Genomic DNA, 13,426 nt, shown 5'->3' with positions numbered 1-13,426 from the left:
CAGTATGGACGATGTGACTGACCTTTTGTCTCAGGGTCAAAAAAAACGGGGGCCCGAAGGCACCCCGGCTAAGGATGAAATGATGAAACTGAAAGGACAGTCACCCTATAAGACCGAGCAGGGGACCTGGACATTTCACGGTTTCCGCATTTTTTTCTGTTGGGCCGCCGGCTGGGCCGGAGTATTCTGGTGCCTCGAGTCCGTTCAGCCGCTGGAGTCTCATGAAGTTTTATCGCCGCCTCTGTCCCATCGAAGCCTTGAGTTTTGATCTGGATGACACCCTGTATAACAACAAGCCGGTTCTGCTGGCGGCGGAATCCCGGCTGATGGCCTGGCTGGGACACCATTTCCATGCGAAGGCGGAAGATAGCGCTTGGTGGCGTGAACAGAAGCGCCTGATGCTGATCGAGGCGCCAGAATTGAGGCATGACACCACCAAGTTGCGGCATCGCACCCTGGAAACGGGGCTCAAGGCCCTGGGGGCTCAGCAGTGCGAAGCCGAGGAACTGGCGGATGGGGCCATGGCCAACTTCCTGGAGTGGCGCTCCGAGATCGCCTTGGCGCCGGAGGTTAAGCGGACATTGGCGACTCTGGCCCAGCGCCGCCCTCTGGTGGCCATCACCAATGGCAACGCCAGCCTGGCGCGCTTCTGGCCGGATGCGCCGTTTCAGTTCAGCGTCCATGCCGGCCCCGATGGCCGCATGAAACCGGACAAAGAGCTGTTCCTAACCAGCCTGGCGCGCCTGGATATCGAGCCTGCCGCTCTGCTGCACATCGGCGATCACCCCAGGGCGGACATTCAGGGCGCAAACCGGGTTGGGTGTCAGAGTGGCTGGCTGACGCCTCCCTATGGTCAAGCGCCCAGGCCCATGGGGCGCAGTCTGCCGACCTTCAGCTTCAGCCAACTGGAGCAGCTGTTGCAATTGCCCCTTTGAGTACTGGTTAAATATTCAGTGTTTTTTGGTATAGTGCCTTTTTTGTCCCCGGAGCCCCATCATGACTGCAGCACACTCTCACCCCCTCCTCGATTCGCTCAATGATAAGCAGCGGGCGGCGGTGGAGTCGGCGCCGGGCTCCCTGTTGGTGCTGGCTGGGGCCGGAAGCGGTAAAACCCGGGTTCTGACCCACCGCATCGCCTGGTTACTCAATGATCAGGGCGAGAGCCCCTTCGCCATCCTGGCGGTGACCTTCACCAACAAGGCGGCGGCGGAGATGCGCGGCCGGATTGAGTCCCTGGTGGGGGGGCCCATGAACCGCATGTGGATTGGCACCTTCCACGGCCTGGCCCATCGACTGCTCAGGGCCCATCATCAGGAAGCCGGGTTGCCGGAAGGGTTCCAGATTCTGGACGCCGATGACCAGTACCGGATGATCCGCCGCATTCTCAAAAGCCTGGACCTGGATGAGAAGCGTTGGCCGCCCCGCCAGGCGATGGGCTACATCAACGCCAAGAAGGATGAGGGGCTGCGTCCCAGGCACATCGATGCCAGCCATCACCCCATGGAGCAGACCCTGCTGCGCATCTATACCACTTATCAGGACGCCTGCGATCGGGCCGGCCTGGTGGATTTTGCCGAGCTGTTGCTGCGAGCCCATGAGTTGTGGCTGAACCACCCCCATATCCTGGCGCACTACCAGGGGCGTTTCCGTCATCTGCTGGTGGATGAGTTCCAGGACACCAACGCCATTCAGTACGCCTGGATTCGCCTGTTGGCCGGCAACACCACCAACGTGATGATCGTCGGCGACGACGACCAGTCCATCTACGGTTGGCGAGGCGCTAAGGTGGAGAACCTATCCAAGTTTCTGGATGACTTCCCCGGCTCCCAGGTGATCCGCCTGGAGCAGAACTACCGCTCTACCGCCAACATCCTGTCGGCTTCCAACACTTTGATCGCCAACAACGCCGAGCGCATGGGCAAGGAGTTGTGGACCGAAGGGCGGGACGGCGATCTGATCTCGGTGTTCCAGGCGTTCAATGAGCTGGAGGAAGCGCGCTTTATTGTCAGTCGCATCCGTCAGCACCTGGAGCAGGGCGGGGCCCTCTCCGATTGTGCCGTGCTCTATCGTTCCAACGCCCAGTCGCGGGTACTGGAGGAGGCACTGCTGCATCAGCAGGTGGCCTACCGTATCTACGGCGGGCTGCGCTTCTTCGAGCGTCAGGAGATCAAGGACGCCCTGGCCTATATGCGTCTGGTGGCCAACCGGGGGGATGATGCCGCCTTCGAGCGGGTGGTCAATACTCCGGCGCGAGGCATTGGCGATCGCACCCTGGACATACTCCGAACCACCGCCCGTCAGCACGGACTCTCCCTGTGGCGCGCCTGTCAGCAGCTGCTCAACGAAAAAGCCCTCTCCGGGCGGGCAGCCAACGCGGTTCGTGGCTTCATGTCTCTGGTGGAGGAGCTGGAGGATGAGACCGACGATCTCAGCCTGAAATTGGCGACCGATCATGTGATTCAGCACTCCGGACTGAAGAGCATGTATGAGCAGGAGAAGGGGGAGAAGGGGCAGGCCCGGGTGGAAAACTTGCAGGAACTGGTGACCGCCGCCGGCACCTTCGAGAAACCGGAGGAAGCGGATGAGATGAGCGATCTCAACGCCTTCCTGGCCCATGCCGCCCTGGAGGCGGGGGAGAATCAGGCCAGCGACAGTGAGGATGCGGTGCAGATGATGACCCTGCACTCCGCCAAGGGTCTGGAGTTTCCCCTGGTGTTCATCTGCGGTGTCGAAGAGGGGATGTTCCCCAGCCAGAAGGCCGTAGAGGAGGGGGACCGCCTCGAAGAGGAGCGTCGCCTCTGCTACGTCGGCATGACCCGGGCCATGGAGAAACTCTACCTTACCTATGCAGAAAGCCGTCGTATCTATGGTCGGGAGACCTTTGCCAAGGCGTCCCGCTTCCTCAGTGAGATCCCGGAGCAGTATCTGGAGCAGATCCGCCCTCAGACTCAGGTGACTCAGGCCAAGGCGGTCAATCGCTTCAGCCGTACCCAGGAGAGCTTCGACAACACCGGATTAAAACTGGGGCAACGGGTCAAGCACCCCAAGTTCGGCGACGGGGTGATCATCAACTATGAAGGGACCGGTCCTCAGAGTCGGGTGCAGGTGGCGTTCGATGGCCAGGGGATCAAATGGCTGGTGGTGGCTTACGCCAGGCTGCAACCCGTCTAATGGTTCTTCGGGGTCGGTGCCCGAACCGACGACCCAAGCCGGCGACCGCGCCGCCAATCCACACAAAGTGGGCGCAAAACTGCGCCCTCAGGGCCCACACCCCCTACACTTAAACTGAGGCTCTTTCTTGGTGAGGAGGATGGGAAATGGGCATTGCTATCAGCGTCAGTGAATACCTGAATCAGAACGGCATCCCTTTCAAGGTGGTGTCACACCCCTACACCGAGTCAGCCCTGCAGTCCGCCATCAGCGCCGGCATTCCCAAGCAGCAGGTGGCCAAGGCAGTGATGCTGGAAGATCATGAGGGACGCCACTTGATGGCGGTGCTCCCCGCCGATCGCCGCATTCGCCTCAAGCGCCTGGGAGAGCTCATGGAGCGGGAGTTCAGTCTGATGGAGGAGGTGGAAGCGGCTCGCAGCTTCCCCGATTGCCAGTTCGGTGCCCTGCCGGCCCTAGGTCAGGCCTACAACCTGCCGGTGGTGGTGGATGATGCCCTGTCGGATCAGGACAGGGTCTACTTCGAGGCCGGGGATCATCAGTTGCTGGTGCAGTTGGACAAGCAGGGTTTTGACAAGGTGATGCGCAAAGACCGCCATGGTCGCTTCAGTGTGCAGCCGACTCTGGATTATGGCCAGCGGCGCTGGCTGTAGGCGAGCGGATTACTTGCTCTGCTGAGCCCGATGGATAGTGAACTGGGGGCGGGGATCTCGTCGAAGTTGTTACAGTCGTGATCCAGATCAGTACCCCACCTTGAGAAGCGTGTATTTTGCGGTTACACGTCTCTCAAGGAAGAAGTTAAAGTGCTGTTACTGAAGCGAATTTCTATCAGCAAGAAGCTGTGGCTTCTGGTCATCCTCTCCATTATTGCCACCCTGTGGCTGCTTATCTTTTCCGCCAACCTCCTTAAAAGTCGCATCAACGATGCTACGGATCAGGCCCTCAGGGGGCACCTGGATCAGGCGCACTCTCTGGTGACCTTCTACCAGAGTCAGGCGGCAACCCTGGGAGAGGAACAGGCCAAGGCTCAGGCGCTGGCGGCCCTGACCCAGCTCAGGTTTGAGGGTAAGCACTATTTCTGGGTGCTGGGTACCGATGGCAAATTGTTGGCCCACCCCTATAAGACCGACGCTCTGGGTCAGGACATCACCGGTGAGACCGACCTCAATGGGTCCCCCTTCTGGCAGGAGATGGTCAACCTGGGTCGAAGCCAGGGACAGGGCTTCCTGACCTACTACCTCAAGGGCAGCGACGGTAAGCCGGTGGAGAAAACCGGCTACGTTGTGCGGGATGATGATTGGAACTGGGTGATCGGTGCCGGCATCGAGCACGCCAATGGTCAGGCGTTGTTCTGGGACCTGGTGATCAGACTGATCTGGGTGTCGCTGATCGCCACAGCCGTCACCCAGTTGGTGAGCCACTTCGTCCGGCGGGACATTGCGACCGCCATCCATGAGCTGGAGGTGGCCTGTGATGCCATGGCCGACGGCGATCTGGGGGACAAAGACAGCCATCTGCATGATCGCAGGGACGAGCTGGGTCATCTGGCCCAGGCCCTGGGTAAGATGCGCCAGTCCCTGGTGACCGTGCTCTCCGAAGTGAAGCGCACTGCCACCGATGCTCAGAAGCAGGCCCTGGCCCTGGCCGACTCAGCCCAGGCCAGCCGTCACTCCATTACCGAGCAACAGTCTCAGCTGCAGCAGGTGGCTACCGCGGTCAATGAGATGAGCCACACCATTGGCGACGTGGCCAACAATGCCGAACAGACCGCCACCACCACTCATGCCGCCAGCGACAGCAGTGAACAGGGTCAGCAGCGGATGCATCAGGCCGAGGAGCGGATCAATGAACTGGCGGCCAGTGTGAGTGCCAGTGCCGATCGCATCCGCGAACTGCACCAGGGGGTGCAGGCGATCGGCGAGATCACCGATGTGATCAACGGCATCTCCGAACAGACCAACTTGCTGGCCCTTAATGCCGCCATCGAGGCGGCCCGGGCCGGAGAGCAGGGCCGGGGCTTCGCCGTGGTGGCCGACGAGGTGCGCGGCCTGGCAGCCCGAACCCGGGAGTCCACCTCCCAGGTGCAGAGCACCATCGAAACCCTGCAGAGGGGCGCCATGGTGTCTGTGGAAGCCATGGGCAGCTGTACTACCCTGGCCAGCGACAGTGCGGCTGAAAGCAAGGCGATGGCCCTGGAACTGCAGCAGGTGGTGAGCCGCATCCGAGATGCCAATGATCGTGCTGGCCAGATTGCCACGGCCTCCGAACAGCAGAGCGCCGTGGCCGAAGAGATCAACCAGAATCTGATTCGCGCCAACGAGTCGGGCAGTGAGGTAGAGATGCAGGCTCAGCAGGTGGCCAGACAGAGTCAGGCCCTGTTGGACCACGCCGCATCCTTGCAGAATCAACTGCAGAGATTCAGCTTCAGCGGTTAGCAAGCCACTGTAAAATCTGATCTGGATCACGCATAATGGCCGCAGTTGAACTCTTAAGAGACCGTGCACGGATGATGCTAGCTGTTATGCGTGATCGCCTGGGCCCCTATGTGAGGTTGGCCCGGCTGGATCGCCCTATAGGAACCTTCCTGCTGCTTTGGCCCACCCTGTCAGCCATCTGGCTGGCGGCCCACGACGGCGCGCCGGAAACCCGGGTCCTGCTGGTGTTCTTCATCGGTGTCTGGCTGACCCGCGCCAACGGCTGCATCATTAACGATTACGCCGATCGGGATCTCGACGGGCATGTGGAGCGCACCAAGGGGCGCCCCCTGGCCAGTGGTGAGTTGCAAGCCTGGGAGGCACTGGCACTCTTTGTGGTGCTGGGACTTATCTGTTTCTCCCTGGTGCTGACCCTCAATACCCTCACCATCATGATGAGCTTTGTGGGGATCGCCCTGACGGTGATCTACCCCTTCACCAAGCGTTTTTTCCCCGGCCCCCAGATGGTGCTGGGGGTGGTGTGGAGCTGGTCCATTCCCATGGCCTTCGCCGCCCAGACCGGTGCCGTGCCTGTGGAAGCCTGGATCATGTTCCTGGCCCACTGGTGCTGGACTGTGGCCTACGACACCATGTATGGCATGGTGGATAAGGAGGATGACCTCAAGGTGGGCATTCGCTCCACCGCCATCTGGTTCGGCCGTTGGGACAAGCGCATCATCGCCCTGCTGCAGATGGTCTGTCTTGGCCTGCTGATCAGCCTGGGTGTTCGCCTGGGACTGGCCTGGCCATACTATGTCGGCATGGTCGCCATGGCGTCGCTCTTCCTCTATCAGCAGAGGCTGATTCGCCATCGGGATCGGGCGCTGTGCTTCAAGGCGTTTCTCAATAACAACTGGGCGGGGCTGGCGCTGTTTACCGGTGTGGTCGCCAGTTACGCCATCAGCTGATGGCGGACGCTCTGTCCCATAACAAAACACCGCCAGTTGGCGGTGTTTTTTTATGGTTAGTGGTGCAAAGCACTACTTCATAAAGGCGTAGGCATCGCCATAGAGGTGGGCTTCATCCACCCCATGCTGGCGGAACGCCTCCCGGGCGGCCCCGGCCATCTCGAAGCGGCCGGCGATGTAGATGTCGTACTCGCCCAACCCGATAAAGTCACTGCAGATGGCGTCGATCACCGTACCCTGACGCGCGCCCTCTTGGGCTTGGTCAAACACAGGCACGAAAGTGAGGTGGGGCAGCTGCTTTGCCCAGGCGCTGGCTTTGTCTTCCAGGTACATGGCCTGCCGGTCACGACACCCCCAGTAGAGGAAGGTGGTGGTGGTGTCACCCTTGGCAATCAGGGTGTCCATGATGGCGTTGATGTAGGAGAAACCGGTACCGCCGGCCACCAGCAGGCGGGGGCGGTCACTCTCCTGACGCAGGTAAGCGTCGCCAAAGGGCAGTTCGACATCGATGCTGTCGCTCTCATTGAGGCGCTCGATCACCTGCATGGCGTAGCTCTCGGCGACCGAAGCGCCGATGTGCAGCTCCAGCTGACTGCCGTCCACCGGGCTGGACGCGATGGAGAAGGGGCGCTTGTCCTCTTCGCCCATGACCACAGTCAGGTACTGACCGGCCTGGAATTGGACAGGATGTTCTGGGGTGAGAATGACCTTGAAAACGGTATCGCACAGGGGGGTCACCGAGGCGATGTTACAGCTGATCCTTTGCATTGAGTTCTCATTCTTATTCCGGTTTGCGCCGCATTGTAGCGCGAACGCCAACCCTGGGGCCAGTCATGCCCCAGGGCGGCAGCAGGATATTTCCGATGGGGCTAATCGATACCCAGAGCTGACCAGCGCTCATCCACCCGGCGCTTGATCTCTTCGTCCATGACAATGGGCTCGCCCCATTCACGGTCGGTTTCTCCCGGCCACTTGTTGGTGGCATCGATGCCCATCTTGGAGCCGAGTCCTGCCACCGGCGAGGCAAAATCCAGATAGTCGATGGGGGTGTTGTCCACCACCAGGGTATCCCGGGTGGGATCCACTCGGGTGGTCAGTGCCCAGATGACGTCGTTCCAATCCCGGGCATTGACGTCGTCGTCGCAGATGATGATGAACTTGGTGTACATAAACTGGCGCAGGAAGCTCCAGGCTCCCATCATCACCCGCTTGGCGTGGCCAGGATACTGTTTCTTAATGGTGATCACCGCCATCCGGTAGCTGCACCCCTCGGGAGGGAGGTAGAAATCCTCAATCTCCGGGTACTGCTTCTTGAGAATGGGCACAAACACCTCGTTCAGGGCGACCCCCAGCATGGCGGGCTCATCCGGCGGACGGCCGGTATAGGTGCTGTGGTAGATGGCGTCTTTGCGCATGGTGATGTGGGTGACGGTGAACACCGGGAAGCGCTCCACCTCGTTGTAGTAACCCGTATGGTCGCCATAGGGGCCCTCATCCGCTTCCTCACCCGGCTCCAGATAGCCTTCGAGGATGATCTCGCTGTGGGCGGGGACGTCCAGGTCATTGCTGACGGATTTGATCACCTCGGTGCGCTCGCCTCGGAGCAGCCCGGCGAAGGCATACTCGCTCATGGCGTCGGGCACTGGGGTTACCGCCCCGAGGATGGTCACAGGATCGGAGCCCAGGGCCACGGACACCGGGTAGCGCTCGCCCGGGTGCTTTTCCTGGAAATCCTTGTAGTCCAGTGCACCGCCGCGGTGGGCCAACCAGCGCATGATCAGCTTGTTCTTGCCCAGCAACTGCTGGCGATAGATCCCCAGGTTCTGGCGTTTCTGGTTGGGACCCTTGGTGATGGTGAGGCCCCAGGTGACCAGAGGTGCCACGTCGCCGGGCCAGCAATGCTGGATAGGCAGCTGGGTCAGATCCACATCGTCGCCGCTGATCACCACCTGCTGACACGGCGCCTTGGAGACTCGTTTCGGGGGCATGTTCAGCGCTTGCTTGAACATCGGCACCTTGGAGATGGCGTCCTTGAAGCCAGAGGGGACCTCGGGTTCCTTGAGGAAGGCCAGCAGCTCGCCGACCTCCCGCAGGGCGCTGCTGTCTTCCCGCCCCAGGGCCATGGCCACCCGTTTCGGCGTGCCAAACAGGTTGGCCAGTACCGGCATCTGCTTGCCTTTGACGTTTTCAAACAGCAGCGCGGGACCGCCGTTGCGCAGCACCCGGTCGCTGATCTCGGTCATCTCCAGGTGAGGATCCACCTGTTCGGTCACCCGTTTGAGCTCCCCCTCTTGTTCGAGGTGGTTGATGAACTCTCGTATATCCCTGAATTTCATGCGATAGTCTCTACATTACTGACTGCAATCATTCCCGAAAGTGGTCATGACATCATTGCCGGACAGTATACTGTCCCAGGCACCGGCTGTCGCCGCCTTCAACCCATTGAGATAAGGAAGAGAGATGGACATAGGTCTTCTAATCGAGCTGCTGGGTCCCAGCATCATCTTCGTGGTCTTCGCCCTGGTGGCGGTGTTCACCGCGGTTAAGATCGTGCCCCAGGGCCATGAGTGGAACGTCGAGCGCTTCGGCCGCTACACCACCTCCCTGAAGCCCGGCCTGCATCTGATCGTCCCCTTTGTCGACCAGATTAATAATAAGGTCAACATGATGGAGCGGGTGCTGGATATCCCCAGTCAGGTGGTGATCAGCAAAGATAACGCCAACGTGACTGTGGATGGGGTGACCTTCATCCAGGTGGTGGATGCGGCCCGCGCCTCCTACGAGGTGAACGACCTGGAGAACGCCATCCAGAACCTGGCGATGACCAACCTGCGTACCGTGCTGGGCTCCATGGAGTTGGATGAGATGCTCTCCCGCCGGGACGAGATCAACGATCGTCTGCTGGCGGTGGTGGATGCGGCCACTCAGCCCTGGGGTGTCAAGGTGACCCGTATCGAGATCAAGGACATCGCCCCGCCGCGAGAGCTGATCGAGGCGATGAACGCCCAACTGAAGGCGGACCGCTCCAAGCGGGCCGAGATCCTGGAGGCGGAAGGGGTGAAGCAGTCGGCCATCCTCAAGGCGGACGGTGAGAAGCAGGCGGCGGTACTGCGCGCGGAGGGCGAGCGTCAGGCGGCCTTCCTCGAGGCGGAAGCCCGCGAACGTCAGGCCGAAGCGGAAGCCAACGCCACCACCACGGTGTCCAATGCCATCGCCCAGGGTGACCTGAATGCCATCAACTACTTCATCGCCCAGAAGTACACTGAGGCCCTCTCCAACATCGGTACTGCCGACTCCAGTAAGCTGGTGCTGCTGCCCATGGAGGGCAGCAACCTGGCGGGCTCCGTTGCCGGCATTACCCAGCTGATTGAGACTGTGAGGAAGCAGTCGTGATAGATCTCTTTCTCTCCATGAACGCCACCTACTGGCTGATCCTGGGGCTGGTGTTGCTGACTCTGGAGTTGCTCGGTTCCGGGGGCTATCTGCTATGGATAGGCGGGGCGGCCATGGCCACCAGTGTGGTGGCTCGCCTCAGTGACATCAAGGCGGAGAACCAATGGGTGCTGTTTGCGACTCTGTCGGTACTCTTTACCCTGGCCTGGTACCTGTACCAGCGTCGCCGGGATAAGCTGGGGCGTGATCGAAGTGGTCTCAACCAGAGGGCCAAATCTCTGGTGGGCAGCCAGTGTGTGGTGATGACCCAGGTGAGCGCTCAAGAGGGGCGGGTGAAACTGGGGGACAGCAGCTGGTTGGCTTGCTCTGAGAGTGGCGACACCCTGGAGCCCGGAGTCAGGGTGCAGGTGGTTCGGGTGGAAGGCACCAAGCTGGTGGTTTCTGCCTTGGATTGAGTGACTCACCACTGCAAGTCATGAAAGCCCGGAGGGAGCAGTAATCTGCTCCCTTTATATTTTCTGCGCATCCGACTGCCAGAAAAAAGGCCTAGAGTGTTTGGTCTAATTGCGGCGGGGCGGGCTGCAGTTGTCGGTTGTTCATTTTTACCCTTTCATATGCATCTTTCATATCGTACCCCGTCGTCAGAGAGTATTCTCGCCGCGGGTGAGCGGGCACTGTCATGGGCTGTTCGTTTTGAGTCGATGCCCGGATACAACAAAAAAGGTGTCGGGCGGCCTGCAAGTCAACACTAACCCTGGATTGATGATGATTTGTGCTTTTTTAGCATGGTGGAATTTACATTATTGCAAGGCTTTAATGTGATATTCAGAATTTCGTCCATTTTGGAGTTGGTTGATTTATTTTGATTATTTTGCGGGACTTTAATATTCGCCCGCGGCTTGTTTCGTTATTGTCGCCATTGGTTCAACCAAGAGAATAAAAAAGGGCCACCCAAGGGTGGCCAAAAAAAGATGAGAGTCTCGAAAGACAGAGCCATCCTGGCTCAGTTGGGGATCCATCGGGGCCCCAGCCCCGGTGTTGCTACTGGTGGCAGTTCTCGCAGCTTTCGCTGGCGGCGGCCTCTTCATGGACCTGGTGGCAGTCGGCGCACTCCAGGTTTCCCTGGTGGGCCTGGTGAGTCTCCCCTTCGAGATCCGCCAGGCCGCCATGGCACTGGATGCAGGCCGCGTTTTCATGGGCCAGATCGCTGCTGGGAACACCGTCGGCGTGGCAGCTTTCGCAGCCGGACATGTCACTGTGCATGTCTGCTAGAGGTTGAGCCGCCAGGGGTAAGGCCAGGCACGCGGCCAACAGCACGAGTTTCGCTTTCATCATCATTTCCCTTATTGGTTGTTGCGTCAGGCCACGGTCATCTGGCCGGCATAGAGTACGAAATGGCGCAGGGCAAACACCCCGACCAGGGTCAGCAGGCAGCTGGTGACCACTATGGCGTTGCTCTGCTTGATCCGTTCTGGCAACCAGCGATTGAGGGCGGCGGGTACCAGCATGCCGCCCACCACCACCAGGCCCCAGAAGATGGCGGACCAGAACCCTCCTCCCAGTGCTACCTTGGCCGCCACCAGGCTCTGTCCTCCGGCGAACGCCAGTCCTATGAAGAAGGCGAACAGCAGGAAGGCTTCGGTGATCACCACGGGGGTTTCCAGGTGATGCACATAGTGGATGTCCTCGTCGGTCGGCTTGTGCTTGAACAGTGCCAGGCTCATCAGGATGGACGCCCCTATCCCGGAGGAGACCCCGGACACCAGAAACAGGATGGGCAGTATCGGATTGTTGAGCATGGGATAGCCCTTGAGGGCGGACAGCAGGAATCCGGTGTAGGCGCCCAGAATGATTGCCAGCAGCGCCAGGGTGTTCTCTATGGGGCGAGCCTGGCGGCAGAGCCAGTTGACCAACTTAACGAACCTGGGGAGCGCCACATCCAGCTTCTGCAGGGGGCCGGCAAAGGCGATCAGCAGCCACACCAGCAGCACGCCGATGTAGAGAGAGGCGGCGATCACCCCAAGGCTCATCACCGAGGTGGGGTTGTAGAACACCATGATCTTCCAGAACTCCAGGGGCTTGGTCAGGTCCAGCACCAGCAGCATCAGGCCGACCATGATCGCCAGGGGGCCGACGGCAGCGGCGCCCTGAACAATGCCGCTGTGGTGTGCCGGCAAGCCTTTGTTTTCCAGTTTACGCTTGGTGAGAATGCCCACCAGGGTGGCGCCGGCAGAGACGCCGGCCAGGAACAGGTAGATGGCGATGGGCCAGTGCCACACCAAGGTGTCGAAGTGCAGTACGCTGTCTAGGTTGCTCATCATAGGACTCCCGGCTTCTGACTGGGGATGCGGAACAGTTTGGGGTTGGTGCCCAGATCCAGCTTGTCGCGGACGGTGCGAGCATTGCGCAGTACCGAGACCAGCTCGCTGTTGCGATCGTTGAGGTCACCAAAGGTCAATGCGCCGGTAGGGCAGGCTTCTACGCAGGCGGGCAACTTACCCTGAGCGAGATTGGTCTTGCGGCAGAAGTCGCACTTGTCGGCGGCTTTGGTCACCGGGTTGATAAAGCGAATCCGGTAGGGGCAGGCGGCCAGGCAGTACTGGCACCCTACGCACTTGAACGGATCCACATCCACAATGCCTGTGGCTTCGTCGCGGAAGGCGGCGCCAGTCGGGCAGACGCTGATGCAGGGGGCGTCCTGACAGTGCTGGCAGCTCTCCCGAGTGAAGACGTAGTAGGGTTGATCTTCCTTGTGATAGGGACCGTCGATGTTCAGCTTAAGGCGGCTGACGCCGTCGGGCACCTGGTTTACCTCGCGGCAGGCCTGCTCACAGGCGCGACAACCGATGCACTTGGTCTCATCGTGGATCAGCGCCAGGTTCTTGCCCTGGACTGCGGATTCACCAGCGTTGCTGATGCCCACCGCCGCCGCGGCAGCGCACAGGGCGGAACAGCCCAGAAAGTCTCGTCTGGTCAGGCTCATAGTGACTCCTTAGCCTTGCGGGCGCCGTGACAGTCCACACACAGCTGGGTGCGCTGGGTTTCGCCGATGCCGCGGATGGGATCCTGGCCTGGATGCAACTGGTGGCAGGCAGCACAACTCAGTACCTTCTGATGGACATCATGGGTCCAGTCACCAGCCCTCAGCTTGCCCGGTTTATGGCAGCGGGCGCATCGCTGATTCTGCACCAGGACATCAGTAACGCTGTCCGGGCCAAAGGTGATCACTGGGGTTTTGTTCTTGGGATGCTGTCCCTTGTCGCCATGGCAGCTGGTGCAGGCCAGCCCCTTGCTGCCGATGGAGGCATGGACTCCCTCCATGGTGCCATTGCGCTTATGACAGCGCAGGCATTGAGCGGATGGGTCCTCTGCTGCCTGGGCCAGGGGCTGCGCCCCAAGCATCAGGGCGCAGCTGACCAGGATCGAAATCAGGCATCGATCTCTCATAATTTCCTCCGGGGAGAGCGGGAGCCCTTGCGGGCG

13 protein-coding genes are annotated in these 13,426 nt (G+C 60.4%); 7 read left to right on the top strand and 6 right to left on the bottom strand.

Annotated elements, in window-relative coordinates; genetic code table 11:
• The first annotated feature begins 221 nt into the window (after positions 1 to 221).
• The 5 genes from G505_RS0100915 (at position 222) to ubiA (ending at position 6,550) form a co-directional block, all read left to right on the top strand.
• On the top strand, positions 222 to 935 hold the full coding sequence (locus tag G505_RS0100915; RefSeq protein ID WP_028107878.1) for an HAD-IA family hydrolase: 714 nt from the start codon (positions 222 to 224) through the stop codon (positions 933 to 935).
• A 61-nt stretch (positions 936 to 996) separates the two neighbouring features.
• Positions 997 to 3,171 carry a DNA helicase II gene (uvrD, locus tag G505_RS0100910; protein ID WP_035384942.1) on the top strand — a complete coding sequence of 725 codons (2,175 nt, stop codon included), beginning with the start codon at positions 997 to 999 and terminating at the stop codon, positions 3,169 to 3,171.
• A 146-nt stretch (positions 3,172 to 3,317) separates the two neighbouring features.
• Positions 3,318 to 3,821, top strand: a complete 504-nt coding sequence (locus G505_RS0100905) for an aminoacyl-tRNA deacylase (protein ID WP_028107876.1) — start codon at positions 3,318 to 3,320, stop codon at positions 3,819 to 3,821.
• Between the two features lie 150 nt (positions 3,822 to 3,971).
• Positions 3,972 to 5,603, top strand: a complete 1,632-nt coding sequence (locus tag G505_RS0100900; protein WP_028107875.1) for a methyl-accepting chemotaxis protein — start codon at positions 3,972 to 3,974, stop codon at positions 5,601 to 5,603.
• Between the two features lie 74 nt (positions 5,604 to 5,677).
• On the top strand, positions 5,678 to 6,550 hold the full coding sequence (ubiA, locus tag G505_RS0100895) for a 4-hydroxybenzoate octaprenyltransferase (protein ID WP_028107874.1): 873 nt from the start codon (positions 5,678 to 5,680) through the stop codon (positions 6,548 to 6,550).
• A 72-nt stretch (positions 6,551 to 6,622) separates the two neighbouring features.
• Here the strand turns inward: ubiA and fre are convergent, their stop codons facing one another.
• Together fre and ubiD are read right to left on the bottom strand one after the other, a co-directional pair.
• Positions 6,623 to 7,318, bottom strand: coding sequence for an NAD(P)H-flavin reductase (gene fre / locus G505_RS0100890; protein ID WP_028107873.1), 696 nt, complete (start codon positions 7,316 to 7,318; stop codon positions 6,623 to 6,625).
• A gap of 101 nt (positions 7,319 to 7,419) precedes the next feature.
• On the bottom strand, positions 7,420 to 8,886 hold the full coding sequence (ubiD, locus tag G505_RS0100885; RefSeq protein ID WP_028107872.1) for a 4-hydroxy-3-polyprenylbenzoate decarboxylase: 1,467 nt from the start codon (positions 8,884 to 8,886) through the stop codon (positions 7,420 to 7,422).
• A 124-nt stretch (positions 8,887 to 9,010) separates the two neighbouring features.
• On the opposite strand from ubiD, the gene G505_RS0100880 reads away from it, so the two are divergent.
• Both G505_RS0100880 and G505_RS0100875 read left to right on the top strand, forming a co-directional pair.
• The gene (locus G505_RS0100880) at positions 9,011 to 9,943 is read left to right on the top strand and encodes an SPFH domain-containing protein (protein WP_051215772.1); all 933 of its coding nucleotides are present in this window, start codon (positions 9,011 to 9,013) and stop codon (positions 9,941 to 9,943) included.
• Positions 9,940 to 10,398 (top strand): NfeD family protein, encoded by a 459-nt coding sequence (locus tag G505_RS0100875; RefSeq protein ID WP_028107870.1) that lies wholly within the window; start codon positions 9,940 to 9,942, stop codon positions 10,396 to 10,398. The genes G505_RS0100880 and G505_RS0100875 overlap by 4 nt, the downstream gene beginning before the upstream one ends.
• A 586-nt stretch (positions 10,399 to 10,984) precedes the next feature.
• Here the strand turns inward: G505_RS0100875 and G505_RS0100870 are convergent.
• Genes G505_RS0100870 through G505_RS0100855 form a run of 4 tightly spaced genes read right to left on the bottom strand, consistent with a single transcriptional unit; the run spans position 10,985 to position 13,390 of the window.
• Entirely contained in the window at positions 10,985 to 11,275 is a 291-nt protein-coding gene (locus tag G505_RS0100870; protein ID WP_084643701.1) for a cytochrome c3 family protein, read from the bottom strand.
• A 26-nt stretch (positions 11,276 to 11,301) separates the two neighbouring features.
• Positions 11,302 to 12,261, bottom strand: a complete 960-nt coding sequence (gene nrfD, locus G505_RS0100865) for a cytochrome c nitrite reductase subunit NrfD (protein WP_035384941.1) — start codon at positions 12,259 to 12,261, stop codon at positions 11,302 to 11,304.
• A complete protein-coding gene (locus G505_RS0100860; RefSeq protein WP_028107867.1) occupies positions 12,261 to 12,926 on the bottom strand; it encodes a 4Fe-4S dicluster domain-containing protein in 666 nt (221 codons plus the stop codon). The genes nrfD and G505_RS0100860 overlap by 1 nt, the downstream gene beginning before the upstream one ends.
• Positions 12,923 to 13,390, bottom strand: coding sequence for a cytochrome c3 family protein (locus tag G505_RS0100855; RefSeq protein ID WP_035384940.1), 468 nt, complete (start codon positions 13,388 to 13,390; stop codon positions 12,923 to 12,925). Before G505_RS0100855 ends, G505_RS0100860 begins: the two co-directional genes overlap by 4 nt.
• Positions 13,391 to 13,426: the final 36 nt, after the last annotated feature.

The sequence above is a fragment of the Ferrimonas futtsuensis DSM 18154 genome (assembly GCF_000422645.1).
Classification (GTDB): Bacteria; Pseudomonadota; Gammaproteobacteria; order Enterobacterales; family Shewanellaceae; genus Ferrimonas; species Ferrimonas futtsuensis.
The sequence above is the reverse complement of the archived record's forward strand: the minus strand, read 5'-3'. Positions and strand labels throughout refer to the sequence as shown.